Source organism: Rhizobium leguminosarum (assembly GCF_010668065.1).
GTDB classification, from domain to species: Bacteria; Pseudomonadota; Alphaproteobacteria; order Rhizobiales; family Rhizobiaceae; genus Rhizobium; species Rhizobium leguminosarum_S.
Genome location: NZ_WUEN01000002.1, coordinates 669,517 through 688,129, shown reverse-complemented (window position 1 = coordinate 688,129; position 18,613 = coordinate 669,517). Strand labels below are relative to the sequence as shown.

The window sequence follows — 18,613 nt, the reverse complement described above, 5'->3', positions numbered from 1 at the left end:
TGGTAAGTTATTTCAAAGACGCGCCCTCTGCCGGCGCGTCTTCTTGTCGTTCTGGCCGCATGCGATTCGGTCATGAAAACGGCTGGTTTCAGGCGCGGAGCCTGTGGATTGTGGCTGAATGGGCATCCAGTGGGCGAAAACTGCCACTGTTGTCGGATTGATACAGCTTCTGCAATGTTTGGAATGAAAACCCAAAAGCCCACCTGAAATTCGATAAGCCTGGAATAAAATTTTATTAACCAGGTTTTTTGACGTGTCCGTCAATTTCTTTACGTAAGTTGGTCATTGCAATGGCTGGGAGCGCTGTCATGGGGCGCGTTGCCATATCGGGCGAACACTTACTAGAGTGTCGCCACATCAATTGCTGGAGTGGGGGAGACACAATGGCATCGCGTATGTTTTCCAAGGGCGTAACGTCGCTCGTTCTTCTTTCGTCGCTTGCATCGCCGTCCTTCGCCGGCGGCCTGGAGCGTGGCGGATACAATATCGACCTTCTCTTCGACAATTCGAGGTTCGCCGTCCAGTCCGGCGCGACCTTTGTCATGCCGCAGCGGAAGCTGAAGAACGTCAGGGACACCGATCCCACCGATGGTCTCGGCACGAACGGCATCGGCGGCGGTTCGACCACGGCGGATGATACGGAGGATTACTGGATCCCCTATCTCGGGGTGAAGGTCGGTTTCGGCGATGCCATCGACTGTATGGGCGATTTTTCGACACCCTTCGGCGCACATACCAATCCCGGCGCTGACTGGTTGGGCGTCAACGACAACATCGAAACCAAGATCAGCACCCGCAACTACGGCGCCACCTGCTCCTATCGTTTCGACATGGGGCCTGGCCAGCTCCGCCTGATCGGCGGCGGCTTCTATCAGACGGTCGAAGGTTTCAAGACACGCCTCGTCGCGCCGATCCCAGGGGCGGCCGCGCTGGTCTATGACGGCACCGGTCGTCTGGACCTTGCCGACCAGGCCATGGGATGGCGGGCGGGCATCGCCTACGAAATCGAGGAATATGCCTTCCGCGCCAGCCTAGTCTACAACAGCAAGGTCAAATATGACAATCTTACCGGCACGGTCGACCTGACCGAGGTGCCGGCGAATCCCGCTAATCCCTACCTCGGCGTCGTTACGCCGGTCTACGGTTCGGCCGAAGCGCCCGATTCTGTCGAATTGAAACTGCAGAGCGGCATTGCGCCCGATTGGCTTGCCTTCGGTTCCGTCAAGTGGACGAACTGGAGCGTGCTGCAGTCGATCGCCTTCTGCCCGAAGGCCAACAAGGGCGTCGTCGCCTGCGGCGCCGGCAGCCAACTCACCTCGCTCGATCTCTTCTACCGCGACGGTTGGACGATCAGCGGCGGCGTTGGCCACAAGTTCAACGAACAATGGGCCGGCGCCCTCAGCCTGACCTGGGATCGCGGCACGAGCCAGGGCTACGGCGCCCAGACCGACACATGGACGCTCGGCGCGGGTGTCTCCTATACGCCGGTGGAGAATGTCGAGTGGCGTCTGGCCGGCGCGCTCGGCATCATGACCGGCGGGGAATCCGGCACCTACGTCTATAATGGCCGGACCTACGGCAACGACGTCTCCTATTCCTTCGGCGACGATCTGGTGGCGGCTCTTTCCACCAGCGTAAAGGTCAAGTTCTGATTTTGCAGCCCAAGTAGAAGTCTTAGAGCCCGGCAGTTTGCCGGGCTTTTCTTTGGGCGTCGCAAGACAAATCGACGTTCCAATTTGTGACGATTCAGCAACACATTTTTACGACGTTTGGCGTATGGTGGTGGAGAGGCGAATTTGTCCATTTCCCGCCACAAAGAGGGCGCAGCGATATTTCCGGGCGAGGTGATGGCAGGCATACGGTGCGTGTAAATAGTAGTATGGGTCGATTTTTTTCCGGTAACATCAGGTCGTACGGCGCGATTGGCGACAATCGTTTGATTGCGGTCGTTTCGCTTTCCGAACAAGGCTGTTCCGGCCGCCGATCCGGTCTCGCGATGAAGTCGTCGATCCGTTCATTGTCGCTGTTTTCGACCCGCTCGGATGAGCAGCCCGGCTTTGCCGGAAAGGTCGATACCGGTTTCGTCACATTTACCGTTTACGAATGGGATAGAGGCGGGAAGGCGGATGCCGCACCTGCCGAAAGAGTGCCACGGAGATTGCAGTCGAGCCATGCCGGGAGCCGGGTGGTTCTGAAGGATGGGCTGAGAATATCGCCTTTGAGAAAAGGCCAGTGGGCTGGATGCGACGCGGGCAAAGGAGCCATGGAGCTCGCCGCGGGATCGCTCGCCTCGAAGAAATACATCCGCGGGATGCACGGCATGAGCGCCGTTGCCGCCTGCCTGGGATGAGCGAAAGAAATCGGTTGAAATGGTGACGTCCGAGTTCAAACTGTTCAAATTCATGCTGATGGGCATGTCGATAGCCGTAGCGCTGGCGCTGTCCGGTCCGTGCCGTGCATTCGACATCAAAGGTGGCGTCAGCAAGGAATCCGGACCCTTCGATCTCTTCAAGTTCGGCTTCAAAGCCTATAAGAACGGCCAGAAGGAAGAAGCGGTCGAAGCCTATAAATACGCTGCCGAAAAGGGCCACACCGGCTCGCGCTGGGCGCTCGCCAACATGTATGCCGATGGCGACGGTGTCACGCAGGATGATTTCGAAGCCTTCAAGATCTACAGCGAGATCGCCCAGCAGGGCGTCGAACCCGGCTCGGAAGATACCGGCTTCTTCGTCAACGCGCTGCTTTCGCTCGCCAGTTATTACAGGCATGGCATTGCCGGCAGTCCAGTCAGGATCGACCTCAGCCAGGCCCGCCAGCTTTATTTTCAGGTGGCTTCCACCTTTGGCGTCCCCGAGGCGCAGTTCCAGCTGGCGCAGATGATGCTGGCCGGCGAGGGCGGCAATGCCAGCCCGCAGCAGGCGAAGAAATGGCTGAACCAGGCCCGCAAGAGCGGCCATCCCGGCGCCATGGCGGTCTTCGGCAATATTCTGTTCGACGAAGGCCAGACCGCCCGCGGTCTGGCGCTGATGACGGCAGCACTCGACCGCTGCAAGCCCAAGGACTGCGGCTGGATGGAAGCGCTGCAGGAGCAGGCCTTCTCGGTTGCCAACGAGGCCGACCGCCGCACAGCGGTATCGCTGTCGCACACCATAGCGAGCGGTACCGACGACTAAGCGCCCACGTCTATTCGGAGGCGTGAAGTGGTAGCGGAAAGCCTCAGCCCGCGAAATCGAAATAGGCGATGACAGGCACGTGGTCGGACGGCTTTTCCCAGGCCCGCACATGTTTTTCGATCGCAGCCGACGTCATCCGGTCGGCAGCTTCCGGCGACAGCAGCAGATGGTCGATGCGGATGCCGTTGTTCTTCGGCCAGGCGCCGGCCTGATAATCCCAGAAGGAATAGAACTGCGTCGCATCCGTCGTCGCGCGCACCGCATCCGTCAGGCCGAGATTTTCGAGCCTGCGGAACGCCTCCCGTGTCTGTGGCAGGAACAGTGCATCGTTTTCCCAGACCCTGGGATCGAAGCAGTCGTGCGGTTCCGGGATCACGTTGTAATCGCCGGCAAGGATCAGCATCTCCTCATAGGCCAGCCGTTCGGCGGCGAACGTCTGCAGGCGCTCCATCCAGGCGAGCTTGTAGGGATATTTCTCCGTTTCGACAGGATTGCCGTTGGGCAGGTAGATGCAGCAGACGCGCAGGATTCTCGAGTCGGACAGGGTGAACGCCGCTTCGAGGAAACGCGCCTGTTCGTCCAGCGGATCGCCGGGCAGACCGCGGTTCACTTCGAAAGGTGAACTCTTGGAGAGGATCGCCACGCCATTGAAGCCCTTCTGGCCGTGCGTCTCGACATGATAGCCGAGCGCCTCGATCTCCAGCCGCGGGAAACCTTCGTCGACCGTCTTGATCTCCTGCAGGCAGACGATATCCGGATCGGAATCCTTCAGCCATTGCGTGAGATTGTCGATGCGCGCCTTGACGCCGTTAATGTTCCAAGTCGCGATCTTCATCTCTTCGCCCTGTTCGCTGCGTGCGCTTCTTTTATCGCGGTCTTTCATCCCCGGACAAGACGATAAACCGGCCGGAAGCAATTCTTCGGCCGGTTTGATGGGGCGTATGTGCGTTTAGACGCTCAGATCGAGAAACTGGTGCCGCAGCCGCAGCTTGCCACCGCGTTCGGGTTCTTGATCTGGAAGGATTGGCCAAGCAGATTGTCGACGAAGTCGATTTCCGAGCCCGCCATATAGACGAGGGAAAGGCTGTCGATCAGCACCTTGGCATCGTTCTTTTCGACGATGATGTCGTCGTCGTCAGCGCTGTCGGCAAGATCGAACTTGTAGGAAAAGCCCGAACAGCCGCCGCCTTCGACAGAAACGCGCAAGGCGCTCTTGCCGGCTTCGGCGCCGACGATCGTAGCGATACGCTTTGCCGCGGCATCTGAAAGGGTTACACTCGTATCCGTCATGTTTCCTCCTGCCGGGGTCAAGATCCGGAGAGAATGGGTTTTGGCACTTGAATCTTCAAATGCCTGATATCAAAGAAACTTACCATGATATCTGCGAAAAGGCGATGATGCGCCGAAGCGGTTAGGAAAGCGCCTCTTTGCCGTTTCATCGGGCTATAGGTATGAAGAGCGTTAGGCGGCGTCAATGGGCAGATGCGGCAACATGCAGGATGACGGTGAAGAATGACGATCGATACGCGTGCTTTGGGTTTCGGCAGCAGTGAGAGGGCGGTTTATGCGGCCGACCCCTGGACGACGCGCGGGCGGCTCTATCAGGAGGATGGAAGCCCGACGCGCTCCGATTTCCAGCGCGACCGCGACCGCATCGTCCACACCACCGCCTTCCGCCGGCTGAAGCACAAGACCCAGGTCTTCATCGCCCAGGACGGCGATCATTACCGCACCCGGCTGACGCACACGATCGAGGTGGCGCAGATCGCCCGCGCGCTTGCCCGCGCCCTGAAGCTCGACGAGGATCTGGCCGAAGGCGTGGCGCTCGTGCACGATTTCGGCCATACGCCGTTCGGTCATACCGGTGAGGACGCGCTGCACGAGGTGCTGCTGCCCTATGGCGGCTTCGATCACAATGCCCAATCGCTGCGCATCGTGACCAAACTGGAGAGGCGTTATGCCGAATTCGACGGCATCAACCTGACCTGGGAAAGCCTCGAAGGTCTCGTCAAGCACAATGGCCCGCTTCTGACGCCTGATGGATTAGGCACCCGCGGTCCCGTTCCCCAGCCGATCCTCGACTATTGCGAGCTGCACGATCTCGAGCTTGCAACCTATGCCAGCCTTGAGGCCCAGGTCGCGGCGATCGCCGACGACATCGCCTATAATACCCACGATATCGACGATGGCCTGCGCTCCGGCTACCTGACTTTCGACATGCTGGAGGAAATCCCGTTTCTTGCCGGGCTGATGGCCGAGGTGAGGGCGCGATATCCGCATCTGGAGCCGAGCCGTTTCACCCATGAGATCATGCGCCGCCAGATTACCCGCATGGTCGAGGACGTGATTGGTGTGGCGCAGCAGCGCCTGTCGCTCCTCCGCCCTGAGAATGCGGCCGACATCCGCGCTGCCGACCGGGTTATCGCCACCTTTTCCGAGGGGATGGCCGAGACCGACAGGCAGATCAAGGCCATGCTCTTCAAACGCATCTACCGCAATCCCGATATCATGCGCATCCGTGCCGGTGCCGCCCAGATCGTCACCGATCTCTTTGCCGCCTACATGGCCAATCCCAAGGAGATGCAGAGCCATTACTGGGTCGATCATATCGCCGGCCTGTCCGATGCGCCGAAGGCCCGCCATGTCGGCGATTATCTCGCCGGCATGACCGACACATATGCCATCAGCGCCCACAGGCGGTTGTTTGACCACACTCCGGATTTGCGATAGGCAGCGGTCGCCCACGCCGAGGGCCGATTTGAGCCTTTGGCACAGCCTATGCATGGAAGAGTGCGATGAATCTTTTTACCGACTTCGAAGCCAGGATCAAAACTGCCCTTGAACAGATCGATCTGGTCAGGGAAAAGCGATCCGAGCTCGATTTCGGCCGCATCACCGTCGAGCCGCCGCGTGACGCGAGCCATGGCGATGTCGCGACCAATGCCGCAATGGTGCTGGCAAAACCGCTCGGAACCAATCCGCGCGCGCTGGCCGACGTCATCATCGCCAAGCTCAAGGAGGATGCCGACGTCGCCGATGTCTCGGTCGCGGGTCCCGGCTTCATCAACATCCGTCTCGCCGTCGGATACTGGCAGCGGCTGCTCGCCTCGATGATCGGCGCCGGCACCGATTACGGCCGCTCGACGCTCGGCGAGGGCAAGAAGGTCAACGTCGAATATGTCTCGGCCAATCCGACCGGCCCCATGCATGTCGGCCATTGCCGGGGCGCTGTCGTCGGCGACGCGCTCGCCAACCTGCTCGCTTTTGCCGGTTACGGCGTCGAGAAGGAATATTACATCAACGATGCCGGCTCGCAGATCGACGTGCTCGCCCGTTCCGTCTTCCTGCGCTATCGCGAAGCGCTCGGCGAAAAGATCGGCGAAATCCCCTCGGGTCTCTATCCCGGCGACTATCTCGTGCCCGTCGGCCAGTCGCTTGCCGCCGATTACGGCGTGCGGCTGCACAACATGCCGGAAGACCAATGGATGCCGATCGTCAAGGATCGCACCATCGATGCGATGATGGTGATGATCCGTGAGGATCTGGCGGCGCTGAACGTCCATCACGACGTCTTCTTCTCCGAACGCACCCTGCATGCCAATGGTGCGGCCGCGATCCGCACGGCGATCAACGACCTGACCTTCAAGGGCTACGTCTACAAGGGCACGCTGCCGCCACCGAAGGGCCAGCTTCCCGAGGACTGGGAAGATCGCGAACAGACATTGTTCCGTTCGACCGAGGTGGGCGACGATATCGACCGGCCGCTGATCAAGTCGGACGGCTCCTACACCTATTTCGCCGCCGACGTCGCTTACTTCAAGAACAAGTTCGACCGTGGTTTCGACGAGATGATCTATGTGCTTGGCGCCGACCACGGCGGCTACGTCAAGCGCCTGGAAGCGGTTGCACGCGGTGTTTCGGATGGTAAGGCGAAGCTGACAGTGCTGCTCTGCCAGCTCGTCAAGCTCTATCGCAACGGCGAGCCGGTGAAGATGTCGAAACGCTCGGGCGATTTCGTCACGCTTCGGGACGTCGTCGAAGAAGTCGGCCGTGATTCGGTCCGGTTTATGATGCTTTACCGCAAGAATTCCGAGCCACTCGACTTCGATTTCGCCAAAGTGACGGAACAATCGAAAGATAATCCTGTTTTTTACGTGCAGTATGCGCATGCCCGCTGCATGTCGGTCTTCCGGCAGGCGAGGGAGGCTTTTCCCGACCTCGATGTTTCGCCCGAGGAACTGGCGAAAACCGTTGCAGGCATTGGCGATCCGGCCGAATTGCAGCTCGTCGCCAAGCTTGCTGAATTCCCCCGTATCGTCGAGGCAGCGGCCCAGTCGCAGGAGCCGCATCGCGTCGCTTTTTACCTCTACGACGTCGCAAGTTCGTTCCACGCGCACTGGAACAAAGGTAAAGATCAGCCGGAATTACGATTTGTTAATGATAAAAACCGAGAATCAAGTATTGCCAGACTTGGGCTGGTGTACGCCGTCGCGTCGGTTTTGAAGTCGGGACTTGCCATTACAGGCACTGCCGCACCGGACGAAATGCGATAACGTCACCATTTCCCCACAATGCGCTGGCATTTGAGCGTTGGCGTTTGCGAGTGGGAATAGGCATGGCTGATAAACAACTTGCGTATGATACGCGCGGAAAAAACGACCTGTTTGCCGACGATGATCCGTTGGCTGAATTGGCCCGGATCGTCGGCTTCGAGCCGCGTGTTGCGGCGAATACGGTGACGGAGACCGGACGCCGCGAGCCTGCCCTCGATCTCGAGGACGAACTTGGGCGCGAGTTCGATCGCTACGATTCGCCACGTCCGCTTGCAGAGCTCGACCGGCCCGCCGAGCCGATCTCTGACGACCTTGCGCCTGAAGATTACGTCGAGCCCGTTCTTGATGCTTCTTCCGCTGTTGAACATGCGGAGGCCCCCGAGCCGGTTTCGGTTTCCGTCGCCGCCGTTGAGGCTGAAGAAGCTTTGCCCGCCGCAGGGCATGGGGACGCATCTGCTGCCGACTGGGCCGAGCAGCTTTCTCCCGAGCCCGACGCGTCGGTGCAATCGGCCTTCGGCGGTGCGCGTGACCTGATCGAGGAGCTTGAGCTGTCGATCGGCGCAGCACCGGTCTCTTCGCTGGCGCAGCCCCCCAAGGCGCCGCAATGGTCGGCTGCCAGCATCAGGCTGCCGCTTGCCAATTTCCATGCCCCGAGGCGCGAGGAACCGGTTTTGCCGGAGCCTGTGGCCGAAACGGTCGCCGCTCCGGTTGCTGAAGCACCATCCGACGATCTTCCTGTGGTCGAGGCTCAACCTGTCGTCGAGCCGCCGGCGCTTGTCGCCGCTGTCCAGCCTTCCGAGGAATTCGAATCCGCTTCTCCGTCACTTGGCTTTCCCGCCGAGCTCGATCGCCATGATGAGGTGATCGTGCCGGAAGAGACCGCCGAGGCCGAGGAATTCGTCGAAGTCGAGGAAGAGCTGGAGGATTTCGGTCCCGACGCCGGTTTCGATCTCATCGCCGCCGCCGTCGAAGGCGAGATCCAGGCCGATGCCGCGCTGACCGAGGTCGTGGCGGATGTTCCGCACACCGCCGGCACATTCGATCTCGACGATCTGCTCGCCGACGTCTCGCGTTATCCGGTGCCGCAACGCTCCAATCTGGCGCCCGTCTCGCCGCAACCCGCATCGGTCGAGGCCGCGCCCGTTCCGGCCGCCCCCGTCGCCGCCGCACCTGTCGAGCCCAAGGTGATCGCGCCCGCACCGCTCGCCGCAGCACCCGTCCGGTCTGCTCCGGTCGAGCTGGCCCCGGTCTATGCTGCCGAAGCCGCAAGGCCGATCGCGCCGCAGCTTGCCGAGGTCGTTGCGCCTCAGCCTGCCGCAGCGACATATTCGTCTGCGCCGCAGCCGGTATCGGAAGCCGACGACCCCTTCGCCGGCCATGATTTCGAGCTGGATCTTGCCGGCATCGAGTTGGAACTCACCGATCTCGATTTCTCCGAGCCGTCCGAGCCCGCACCGCAGCCTGAGCCGCCGGCCCCTGCTCCCCAACAGGCCGCTGCCGTCGCTCCTCGGCCCGCTCCGGTTTTTGCTCCTGAGCCGCCGGCTCCTGCTTTTGAGCAGGCTACTGCCGCTCCTGCACGGTCCGCTCCGGCCTTCGTTCCCGAGCCGCAGGCTCAAGCTCGAGCTCCGGCTCCGGCTTTCAACTGGACGCCTGTCTCCGAATCGACCGAAGACCTGCCATTCGATCCGGCGATGATCTCCGATCCGGAGGATCGTCCGGAGGCCGTCGACGACATGCACGTGCCGGCGCTGCCGCCGGTCGAGCAGCCCGCGCCGGTCGCGAAATCCGCGGATTTCGATTTCGATCTCGACGCCGAGATTGCCAGCTTCTTTGAACCGGCCAAACCGCGGCAAACGCCGACGCCGGTCCGGGATACGGCCGCCGCCGCTGCACAGCCGGTCAAGCCCACCATTGCCGATGGCCTCGATGATTTCGAGCGGGCGCTGGAGGAAGATTTCCGCCGCAGCGTGCGCGAGCCGGTCGAGCGCCGCGAGACCTCCGAGGTCCGCATCGAATCGGCAAGCCAGGCCGCTGATTTCAGCCGTGCCCGATCAATGCGCCAGTTGCTTGCCGGGGCCGTCGTGCTCGTGGTCTTTGCCGGCGTCGGTTATGGCGTCTATTCCTCCGTCTGGAACGGCGAGGGGCTCGGCATTGTCGCGTCCGGCGAGCCGCGCGTGATCACCGCCGACAAGGAACCGGTCAAGGTCGTTCCGGAAAATCCTGGCGGCAAGACCGTGCCGAACCAGGATAAGGCCGTCTACGACCGCGTTGCGGGTTCTGCCGAAGAGCCGAAGCAGAAGGCGCTCGTTTCTTCCGATGAGGCACCCGTCGATGTGGTCCAGCGCACGCTGACACCGGAAGCGCTGCCCGAGGACGACGAGAACGCCAGCGTCGACGATCAGGTCACGCCGACTGCGGTCGGTGAGACGGAGGATCCGCGTCTGTTGCCAACCCAGGACAGCGCCGACAACGCTTCGGCAACCGGCACCGACAAGACGCCGGCCGTTTCGCCGCGCAAGGTCCGCACGATGATCGTCAAGCCTGACGGTACGTTGGTCGCCCGCGAAGAACCGGCGCCCGTCGACGAGCCGACACAATCTGCCCAGGCGACACAGTCTGCCCAGGCGACACAGTCTGCCCAGGCGACACAGTCTGCCCAGGCGACGCCGTCTGCCCAGCCGATGCCGCCGGCTCAGCCGGCGTTGACGGCTCCGTCGACCCCGTCCGCGCAATCGACCCCGCCTGTACCTCCCGTCGGTGGAACGGCCGCAAGCTTCCCGGCAAGCGCCGAGGTTGCTTCCGCCGATGCGCGTTCTGCAGCGCCCGTCGAAATCACGCCGGTACAGCCGCCGCTCGCCGGCAGTGCCGACGCGCAGGCCGCAAATCCCGCTCCGGTCGCTCCGCCGGTGCGCCCGGTCAAGACCTCGGGGATTGCCGATACCGCTCCGATTCCGACCGCCCGTCCGGCCGACCAGCCCGTCAACGTCGTCGGCACCGTCACCGAGAAGGGCAATGTCCGCCCGCCTGCCCAGCAGCCGAAGACGACGGAGGTTGCGGCCGCAGCACCCGTCGCCGCAAAGCCGCAGCAGGCCGCATCCGCCGGCGGCTACGGCATCCAGATCGCCTCGCTGCCGTCGGAAGACGAGGCGACCAAATCCTATGCCAACCTGTCGAAGAAATTCGCCAGCGTGCTCGGCGGCCGCAGCCACGAGATCCGCAGGGCGGATATCGCCGGCAAGGGCACTTTCTACCGTGTCCGCATACCGGCCGGTTCCAAGGATGAGGCCGCAGCACTCTGCGAACAGTATCGCGCAGTGGGTGGAAGCTGCCTGATCTCCAGGTAGGATCGCGTCTTTGAATATCAGAGCGGCGGGCCGGATCGGTCCGCCGCTCTTTTTTGTGCATCGCGCCCGACCTTGCTCGCATCTGGCCGGGCTCCGCTCTAAGATTCTGATATGACCGAATCAAAAGCGATGATCCTTGGCTGCAGCGGCCTTGCCCTCACATCCGAAGAGAAAGCCTTTTACCGGGGCGAGCGACCTTGGGGCTTCATCCTCTTCGGGCGAAACATCTCCGAAGCACGGCAGATCGCCGATCTCGTCGCCGAACTGCGCGATAGCGTCGGCTGGCATGCGCCGGTGCTGATCGATCAGGAGGGCGGCCGCGTCCAGCGCATCCGCCCACCCGTTCTGGCGCGTTATCCTTCCGGCCAGGCGCTCGGCGATCTCTATCGCCGCGATCGCGCACTCGGCCTGCGCGCCGCTTGGCTGATGTCGCGGTTGCACGCCTTCGACCTTTCGAGCCTCGGCATCGATGTCGATTGCCTGCCGGTGCTCGATGTGCCGGTCGAGGGCAGCAGTAACGTCATCGGCGACCGCGCCTATGGCGGCGATCCGCAGACCGTCATCGCGATGGGCCGGGCGGCTGCCGAGGGGCTGAAGGCCGGTGGCCTGTTGCCTGTGATGAAGCATATGCCCGGCCACGGTCGCGGCTTTGCGGATTCACATCTGGAGCTGCCTGTCGTCACTGTCTCGGGCGATGAACTGGAGCTCCATGACTTCCCGCCCTTTGTCGCAATGAAGGACGAGTTGATGGCCATGACCTGCCACGTCGTTTTCGCCGCCATCGACCCGGACAATCCGGCGACGACCTCGCGCAAGGTGATCGACGGCATCATCCGCGAGCACATCGGCTTTAACGGTCTGCTGCTCTCCGACGACAGCTCGATGAACGCTCTTTCCGGCACGATCGGTGAACGTGCGGCGAATATCATTGCAGGCGGGTGCGATATCGTGCTGCATTGCAATGGCAATATGGACGAGATGCGGGAGGTTGTGGCAAACGTTCCGCCGCTCGCCGGCATATCGCTTGCCCGCGCAAAAGCGGTGGAAGCAGGCTTCGCGGCGCCGGATACCGCCGATGAAGCGGAATTGAGGGCGGAATTCGAAGCGATGTTTGCGACGGTCTGATCGTAAGGGAGCAGCTAGGTGAACACGGTCAAGGGCACGGAACGTCCACAGGCGGCAACGCCGATGGACAAGCTGTGGCAGGATAACGGAGCTGAGCGCGCCAGCCACGAGCCGGCGCTGGTGATCGACGTCGCCGGCTTCGAAGGTCCGCTCGACCTGTTGCTCTATCTCGCCCGCAACCAGAAAGTCGACCTGTCGCGCATTTCGGTGCTGGCGCTCGCCGAGCAATATCTGTTGTTCATCGAAAGCGCCCGGCGTATCCGCATCGAGCTTGCCGCCGATTATCTCGTCATGGCGGCCTGGCTTGCCTATCTCAAGTCGAAGCTGCTCATTCCCCAGCAGATCAAGGATGATGGCCCTTCCGGCGAGGAACTGGCGGCAACGCTCGCCTTCCGCCTGAAACGCCTCGAAGCCATGCGCCAGGCGGCAGACGGCCTCGTCAACCGCAATCGCCTCGGCCGCGATATCTTCGTGCGCGGCGCGCCCGAGCATATTCCGGATCGCCAGCAATCCGCTTATGCGGCGAGCCTTTATGATCTCCTGACCGCCTATGCGGCGCTGCGCCAGCGCCATGCCGTCACCCAGGTGACGATCGAGCGGCGCACCGTCTGGTCGCTGACCGATGCCCGCGAACTGCTGACCCAGATGATCGGCGAGGTCGCCGACTGGACGGCGATGGAACATTATCTGCTGCGTTATCTCCAAGCGCCCGAAGAACGCGTCACGGCAATCGCCAGCGCCTTTGCCGCCTCGCTGGAGCTGGTGCGCGAGGGCAAGCTCGAAATCCGCCAGGACGGCGCCTTTCAGCCGATATACATGCGCCGCGGTCCGAAACATGCCACGCTGCAGGTGGTCGAACAGGAGCGGCCGGCTTGATCGATCTGAAGGGCGAAGAGGATTTCGAAGGCAATTTCGAAGACAGGAGCCGCGACCTGCAGGCCGAGATCGAGGCCGAGCGCATCGCCGAGGCGCTGGTCTTCGCCTCCTCGCTGCCGGTCTCCGAAGGCTTCCTCGCCGAGCGCCTGCCTGAGAAGACCGACGTGCATGCGATCATGCTGCGCCTGAAGGAGCAATATGCGCCGCGCGGCGTCAATCTCGTGCAGGTCGAAGGCGCCTGGGCCTTCCGCACCGCCGCCGACCTGTCCTTCGTCATTCGCCGTGATGACAATGAGGTGAAGAAGCTTTCGCGCGCCGCACTGGAAGTGCTGGCGATCATCGCCTATCACCAGCCGGTGACGCGTGCCGAAATCGAGGATATCCGCGGCGTCCAGACCTCGCGCGGCACGCTTGACGTGCTGATGGAAGCTGGCTGGGTTCGGTTTCGTGGTCGCCGACGCACGCCAGGCCGGCCGGTGACATTGGGCACCACACGCGATTTTCTCGATCATTTCGGTCTCGAAGAGCTGCGTGACCTGCCTGGTCTCGAAGAGTTGAAGGGAGCGGGCTTGCTGTCGGGCCGCATTCCGGCAAACTTCAACATTCCCTCGCCGTTGATGAACGACGAACTGACCGAGGACGAAGACCCGATCACCCAGATGGACCTCGAGGAACTGGGGTTGCTGGCGCCACGCGGCACCTCTGAAGATTGAGGGGCTTGCGTCTTGCTTTTGCCATGCATGGCGAAAACAATGGAGCCAGCACTTTTCGGCGGGTCAATGGCTTGTCATAAAGGGCGATACCGTGACATTAAGCGCAGTTCAAAGGGCTTGATGTTGGAAACGGTGTCGGAAATCCTTACATCGTGGGAACATAGAAACAGGGAGTTAGCGTAATGGGTGGTTTTAGCATGTGGCACTGGTTGATCGTTCTGGTCATCGTGCTGTTGTTGTTCGGTCGTGGCAAGATTCCGGAACTGATGGGCGACGTTGCCAAGGGCATCAAGAGCTTCAAGAAGGGCATGACGGACGAAGACGCGCCGGATACGGCAAAGACCGTCGATCACAAGGCCGACGAAACGAAGTAACCAAGTCCGGGAAAAAGCGCAGCCCCCGCGCTTCCCGTCCAGGAGCCTTGCATGTTCGATATTGGCTGGACCGAGCTTTTGGTCATCGCGGTCGTACTGATCGTGGTCGTCGGTCCCAAGGATTTGCCGCCGATGCTGCGCGCTTTCGGCAAGATGACGCAGCGCGCCCGCAAGGTTGCGGGTGATTTCCGTGCGCAGTTCGATGAAGCGTTGCGCGAAGCCGAGCTTGACGATGTCCGCCAGACGATCAGCGACGCCCAGAAGCTCAACCCGGTCAACAGCCTGCGCGAGGCGATGAACCCGCTCCGCCAGATGGGTAACGAGATCAAGGCCGACCTGCAGAAGGCGACCACAGTCACGGAAAACAAGACCGAGGTGCCTCCCGATGCTGTCGCAGCCCCGACGCCGTCGATGAGCTTGCCGGAAACGCCGCCATTGGTAGCGACACCTGCGCCGTCGGAACCGGTCGCCGCAGCGATTGTGCAAGCCGATACGGTTGCCGCCAAGCCGAAGGCCGTGCGCAAGCCGCGCGTCAAGCCTGCCGACAAAGTCGATGCTGCGGCCGCCGTTGCCGTGCCTGTGGAAAAGCCGAAACGCACGACGGCGGTCAGGAAGCCTGCAACGCCGAAGAAGCCTGTGCAGACAAAGAAGGACGAGGCATGAGCGGTGATATCGAAGACAAGCCGCAGCCGTTGATCGAGCATCTGATGGAGCTGCGCACGCGGCTGATGTGGTCGATCGGCGCGTTTTTCGTCGCCTTCATCGCATGCTTCTTTTTTGCCAAGAATCTCTTCAATTATCTGGTCATCCCATACAAGACAGCGGTCCAGTGGGCTGGTCTCGACGTCGAGAAGGCCCAGCTCATCTACACCGCGCCGCAGGAATTCTTCTTCACTCAGGTCAAGGTGGCGATGTTCGGCGGCCTTGTGGTCGCTTTCCCGATCATCGCCGCCCAGGTCTACAAGTTCGTGGCGCCCGGCCTCTACAAGAACGAGCGTCAGGCTTTCCTGCCGTTCCTGATCGCCTCGCCGGTGCTGTTCCTGATGGGCGGCGCGCTCGTCTATTTCTTCTTCACGCCGATGGTCATGTGGTTCTTCCTGTCGATGCAGCAGGCGCCGGGTCATGACGAGATAGCGATCTCGCTGATGCCGAAGGTCTCGGAATATCTGAGCCTGATCATGACGCTGGTCTTCTCCTTCGGCCTCGTCTTCCAGCTGCCTGTCATCACCACGCTGCTCGCCCGTGTCGGTCTTCTGACGTCGCAATGGCTCGCCGAAAAGCGCAAGTTTGCCATCGTCCTCGCCTTCGTCGTCGCCGCCGTGCTGACGCCGCCGGACCCGATGTCCCAGATCGGCCTTGCGATACCGACGATCCTTCTCTACGAGATTTCCATCTATGCGGCGCGACTCGTGGAGCGCCAGCGTGCCCGGCAGGCGGTCGAAAAGGAAACCGGATCCGCAGACGTTGCCAAGACGGACAGCGTCTGAGCGGCGATCCCGGAAATCCCTTCATGAAGGCCGCCGACTGCGTAATCCTTAAATCGGAATCGGTTTAAGGAATTAGGCAGCAATTCAAAGTGTTGCGGTGTCCTTTGCGCGTCTGAAAAGACCGGGCGGCGCTGTAACATCCGGTCGAGGCCAGATCAGGCTTTGGCCGGGCCACCTCTGTTGCAACGACCTGGAACGACGATGCTCGATATCAAATGGATCCGTGAGAATCCCGAAGCGCTCGATGCCGCCCTAGCCAAGCGCGGCGCGGAGCCTCTTGCCCAAAGTCTCGTTGCCCTCGATGAAAAGCGCCGCTCAGCCGTGCAGAAGGCGCAGGACCTGCTGTCCCGCCGCAACCTCGCCTCCAAGGAGATTGGCGCGGCGATGGCCCAGAAGAACGGCGAGCTGGCCGAGAAACTGAAGGCCGAGGTCTCTGAACTCAAGACCCTGCTGCCGGCGATCGAGGAAGAGGACCGGCAACTGACGGCCGAACTCAGCGACGCGCTCTCGCGCATCCCCAACATCCCCTTCGACGACGTCCCGGTCGGCAAGGACGAACATGACAATGTCGTCACCCGCACCGTCGGCGAAAAGCCGCGCTGGAACCACGCACCGAAGGAGCACTTCGAAATCGGCGAAGCGCTCGGCTATATGGATTTCGAGCGCGCCGCCAAGCTCTCCGGCTCGCGCTTCACGGTTCTGACCGGGCCGCTCGCCAGGCTCGAGCGCGCGCTCGGCCAGTTCATGATCGATCTCCACACCAGCGAGCACGGCTATACCGAAGTCAGCTCGCCGCTGATGGTGCGCGACGAGGCCGTTTATGGCACCGCCCAGCTGCCGAAATTCGCCGAGGATCTCTTCAGGACGACTGATGGACGCTGGCTGATTCCGACGGCCGAAGTGACCCTGACCAATCTGGTGCGCGAGGAAATCCTCGATCAGGAAAAGCTGCCGCTCCGCTTCACCGCGCTGACGCCATCCTTCCGTTCGGAAGCAGGCTCCGCCGGCCGCGATACGCGCGGCATGCTGCGCCAGCATCAGTTCTGGAAATGTGAGCTCGTCTCGATCACCGATGCCGAGAGCGCCGTTGCCGAGCATGAACGCATGACCGCCTGCGCCGAGGAAGTGCTGAAGCGCCTCGGCCTGCATTTCCGCACCATGACGCTTTGCACCGGCGACATGGGCTTCGGCGCGCGCAAGACCTACGATCTCGAAGTCTGGCTGCCGGGACAGAATGCCTTCCGTGAAATCTCTTCCTGCTCGGTCTGCGGCGATTTTCAGGGCCGGCGGATGAATGCGCGCTACCGCGGCAAGGACGACAAGAGCAACAGGTTCGTCCACACGCTGAACGGTTCCGGCACGGCCGTCGGCCGCTGCCTGATCGCCGTCCTTGAAAATTATCTGAACGAGGACGGTTCGGTCACGATTCCGGACGTTTTGCTGCCTTATATGGGCGGATTGGCCAAAATCGAACGGGCGGCTTGAGGCGATGCGCATCCTGCTTACGAATGACGACGGCATTCACGCCGAAGGTCTTGCCGCGCTGGAGCGGATCGCGCGCACGCTGTCCGACGATGTCTGGATCGTGGCGCCCGAGACCGACCAGAGCGGCTTGGCCCATTCGCTGAGCCTCTCCGAACCTTTGCGGCTGCGCAAGATTTCTGACAAGCATTTCGCCCTGCGCGGCACGCCGACCGATTGCGTCATCATGGGCATCAGGCAGGTGATGGACATCAAGCCGGATCTCGTCCTGTCAGGCGTCAATTCGGGCTCGAACGTTGCCGACGACGTGACCTATTCCGGCACGATCGCCGGCGCCATCGAGGGAACGATGCAGGGCGTGCGCTCCTTCGCGCTGAGCCAGGCCTATCTCTATGAGGACGGTGCGCGCATCGTGCCCTGGGAGGTCTGCGAGACGCATGCGCCGGCTCTTCTGGAAAAGCTGATGGTCCTGGACCTGCCGGAGGGCACGTTCCTCAATCTCAACTTCCCGAACTGCCGTCCCGACGAAGTCGATGGCGCCGAGGTGACCATGCAGGGCAAGCTCGCCTTCAATCTGCAGGTCGACGCCCGCTCCGACGGCCGGGGCTTTCCCTACTACTGGCTGAAGTTTGGCGAACGCGCCGGCGCCTTCGTCGAAGGCACCGATATTCACGCCCTGAAGCATAATAAGATTTCGGTAACGCCTTTGAAACTGGATCTGACCGATTATTCCGTGACGGACCGCGTGGCGCGGGCCTTGGGATACGGAGCACAAATTTGACGGCAAGACTGGCGGAGAAGGAGGGCTTTGCGGCGCTCGTCCTCAGATTGCGTGCCGAAGGCATCTCGGACCTCGATCTGCTGACGGCGGTCGAGCAGACGCAGCGTTCGTTGTTCGTGCCGCCGCAATTCGCCGACGACGCCTATTCGAGCCGGACGATCCCGATCGAATGCGGTTCCTTCCTCGAAGGCATCGATTTTGCCGTCCGCATCCTGCATCACCTGAAGCTCAAGCCCGGCCAGCGCGTCCTGGAGATCGGCACTGGAAGCGGCTTTACCGCCGCCGTGATGGGCCGCCTGGCCGAGCGTGTTCTGTCCATCGACCGCTACAAGACGCTGACATCAGCCGCGCAGCGGCGCATGGAATCGCTTGGTCTGCGCAGTGTCGTCATTCGCCAGGCCGACGGCAGTGCCGGCATGCAGGGTGAGGGCACCTTCGACCGCATCCTGGTGACGGCCGCCTTCAACGCGATGCCGCGCTTTTATACCGACCAGCTCGTTTCCGGCGGCTCGATGATCGCGCCGCTGATGATTTCCGAGAACGAGTGTCGGATGGTGCGGCTGACGAAAACCGGCAGCCGTTTCGAACGCGAGGAACTGTTCGAAGCGCCCTATCTGCCGATCGTTCCGCGTCTTGCCTCGCTGCTGTAAACGTGGATGATTTCAGGCCGGACAGGCCTGAGATTTGCCATCAGAAAAGAGCGCG

Annotated in this window: 17 protein-coding genes; 15 read left to right on the top strand and 2 right to left on the bottom strand. The window is 61.7% G+C overall.

Annotated elements, in window-relative coordinates; genetic code table 11:
• Positions 1-383 precede the first annotated feature (383 nt).
• The 3 genes from GR198_RS07870 (at position 384) to exoR (ending at position 3,173) form a co-directional block, all read left to right on the top strand.
• Positions 384-1,652 (top strand): OmpP1/FadL family transporter, encoded by a 1,269-nt coding sequence (locus GR198_RS07870; protein WP_029873078.1) that lies wholly within the window; start codon positions 384-386, stop codon positions 1,650-1,652.
• An 86-nt stretch (positions 1,653-1,738) separates the two neighbouring features.
• Positions 1,739-2,350 (top strand): hypothetical protein, encoded by a 612-nt coding sequence (locus tag GR198_RS07865; protein WP_245279666.1) that lies wholly within the window; start codon positions 1,739-1,741, stop codon positions 2,348-2,350.
• Positions 2,351-2,369: 19 nt separating this feature from the next.
• On the top strand, positions 2,370-3,173 hold the full coding sequence (gene exoR / locus GR198_RS07860; protein WP_011651648.1) for an exopolysaccharide production regulator ExoR: 804 nt from the start codon (positions 2,370-2,372) through the stop codon (positions 3,171-3,173).
• A 43-nt stretch (positions 3,174-3,216) separates the two neighbouring features.
• On the opposite strand, the gene xth is transcribed toward exoR, so the two are convergent.
• Both xth and erpA read right to left on the bottom strand, forming a co-directional pair.
• Positions 3,217-4,008 carry an exodeoxyribonuclease III gene (gene xth, locus GR198_RS07855; RefSeq protein WP_029873080.1) on the bottom strand — a complete coding sequence of 264 codons (792 nt, stop codon included), beginning with the start codon at positions 4,006-4,008 and terminating at the stop codon, positions 3,217-3,219.
• Between the two features lie 122 nt (positions 4,009-4,130).
• Positions 4,131-4,463, bottom strand: coding sequence for an iron-sulfur cluster insertion protein ErpA (gene erpA / locus GR198_RS07850; RefSeq protein ID WP_029873081.1), 333 nt, complete (start codon positions 4,461-4,463; stop codon positions 4,131-4,133).
• Between the two features lie 222 nt (positions 4,464-4,685).
• On the opposite strand from erpA, the gene GR198_RS07845 reads away from it, so the two are divergent.
• The 12 genes from GR198_RS07845 to GR198_RS07790 all read left to right on the top strand — a co-directional run bounded on the left by GR198_RS07845 (position 4,686) and on the right by GR198_RS07790 (position 18,558).
• Positions 4,686-5,903: a deoxyguanosinetriphosphate triphosphohydrolase gene (locus tag GR198_RS07845; protein ID WP_029873082.1), complete on the top strand. Its 1,218-nt coding sequence runs from the start codon at positions 4,686-4,688 to the stop codon at positions 5,901-5,903.
• Positions 5,904-5,968: 65 nt separating this feature from the next.
• A complete protein-coding gene (gene argS, locus GR198_RS07840; protein WP_029873083.1) occupies positions 5,969-7,726 on the top strand; it encodes an arginine--tRNA ligase in 1,758 nt (585 codons plus the stop codon).
• Positions 7,727-7,788: 62 nt separating this feature from the next.
• The gene (locus tag GR198_RS07835) at positions 7,789-11,070 is read left to right on the top strand and encodes an SPOR domain-containing protein (protein WP_246711058.1); all 3,282 of its coding nucleotides are present in this window, start codon (positions 7,789-7,791) and stop codon (positions 11,068-11,070) included.
• A gap of 111 nt (positions 11,071-11,181) precedes the next feature.
• Entirely contained in the window at positions 11,182-12,195 is a 1,014-nt protein-coding gene (nagZ, locus tag GR198_RS07830) for a beta-N-acetylhexosaminidase (RefSeq protein WP_164068162.1), read from the top strand.
• An 18-nt stretch (positions 12,196-12,213) separates the two neighbouring features.
• Entirely contained in the window at positions 12,214-13,071 is an 858-nt protein-coding gene (locus GR198_RS07825; protein WP_029873086.1) for a segregation and condensation protein A, read from the top strand.
• The gene (gene scpB / locus GR198_RS07820; protein ID WP_029873087.1) at positions 13,068-13,784 is read left to right on the top strand and encodes an SMC-Scp complex subunit ScpB; all 717 of its coding nucleotides are present in this window, start codon (positions 13,068-13,070) and stop codon (positions 13,782-13,784) included. The genes GR198_RS07825 and scpB overlap by 4 nt, the downstream gene beginning before the upstream one ends.
• 182 nt (positions 13,785-13,966) lie before the next feature.
• Complete coding sequence (locus tag GR198_RS07815) at positions 13,967-14,158, top strand: twin-arginine translocase TatA/TatE family subunit (RefSeq protein ID WP_017960199.1); 192 nt, start codon at positions 13,967-13,969, stop codon at positions 14,156-14,158.
• Between the two features lie 51 nt (positions 14,159-14,209).
• Positions 14,210-14,821, top strand: coding sequence for a Sec-independent protein translocase protein TatB (gene tatB, locus GR198_RS07810; RefSeq protein WP_029873088.1), 612 nt, complete (start codon positions 14,210-14,212; stop codon positions 14,819-14,821).
• Complete coding sequence (gene tatC, locus GR198_RS07805; RefSeq protein ID WP_029873089.1) at positions 14,818-15,645, top strand: twin-arginine translocase subunit TatC; 828 nt, start codon at positions 14,818-14,820, stop codon at positions 15,643-15,645. The genes tatB and tatC overlap by 4 nt, the downstream gene beginning before the upstream one ends.
• Before the next feature lie 201 nt (positions 15,646-15,846).
• The gene (serS, locus tag GR198_RS07800; RefSeq protein WP_029873090.1) at positions 15,847-17,130 is read left to right on the top strand and encodes a serine--tRNA ligase; all 1,284 of its coding nucleotides are present in this window, start codon (positions 15,847-15,849) and stop codon (positions 17,128-17,130) included.
• A gap of 4 nt (positions 17,131-17,134) precedes the next feature.
• A complete protein-coding gene (gene surE, locus GR198_RS07795; protein ID WP_027666036.1) occupies positions 17,135-17,908 on the top strand; it encodes a 5'/3'-nucleotidase SurE in 774 nt (257 codons plus the stop codon).
• Positions 17,905-18,558 (top strand): protein-L-isoaspartate(D-aspartate) O-methyltransferase, encoded by a 654-nt coding sequence (locus GR198_RS07790; RefSeq protein ID WP_011651660.1) that lies wholly within the window; start codon positions 17,905-17,907, stop codon positions 18,556-18,558. The genes surE and GR198_RS07790 overlap by 4 nt, the downstream gene beginning before the upstream one ends.
• The last annotated feature ends 55 nt before the right edge of the window (positions 18,559-18,613 follow it).

Coding starts and splice junctions, on each gene's coding strand:
- surE (WP_027666036.1), top strand. CDS start 17,135: ATGCGCATCCTGCTTACGAATGACGACGGCATTCACGCCGAAGGTCTT.
- argS (WP_029873083.1), top strand. CDS start 5,969: ATGAATCTTTTTACCGACTTCGAAGCCAGGATCAAAACTGCCCTTGAA.
- xth (WP_029873080.1), bottom strand. CDS start 4,008: ATGAAGATCGCGACTTGGAACATTAACGGCGTCAAGGCGCGCATCGAC.
- GR198_RS07835 (WP_246711058.1), top strand. CDS start 7,789: ATGGCTGATAAACAACTTGCGTATGATACGCGCGGAAAAAACGACCTG.
- erpA (WP_029873081.1), bottom strand. CDS start 4,463: ATGACGGATACGAGTGTAACCCTTTCAGATGCCGCGGCAAAGCGTATC.
- tatB (WP_029873088.1), top strand. CDS start 14,210: ATGTTCGATATTGGCTGGACCGAGCTTTTGGTCATCGCGGTCGTACTG.
- nagZ (WP_164068162.1), top strand. CDS start 11,182: ATGACCGAATCAAAAGCGATGATCCTTGGCTGCAGCGGCCTTGCCCTC.
- tatC (WP_029873089.1), top strand. CDS start 14,818: ATGAGCGGTGATATCGAAGACAAGCCGCAGCCGTTGATCGAGCATCTG.
- serS (WP_029873090.1), top strand. CDS start 15,847: ATGCTCGATATCAAATGGATCCGTGAGAATCCCGAAGCGCTCGATGCC.
- GR198_RS07845 (WP_029873082.1), top strand. CDS start 4,686: ATGACGATCGATACGCGTGCTTTGGGTTTCGGCAGCAGTGAGAGGGCG.
- GR198_RS07815 (WP_017960199.1), top strand. CDS start 13,967: ATGGGTGGTTTTAGCATGTGGCACTGGTTGATCGTTCTGGTCATCGTG.
- exoR (WP_011651648.1), top strand. CDS start 2,370: ATGGTGACGTCCGAGTTCAAACTGTTCAAATTCATGCTGATGGGCATG.
- GR198_RS07870 (WP_029873078.1), top strand. CDS start 384: ATGGCATCGCGTATGTTTTCCAAGGGCGTAACGTCGCTCGTTCTTCTT.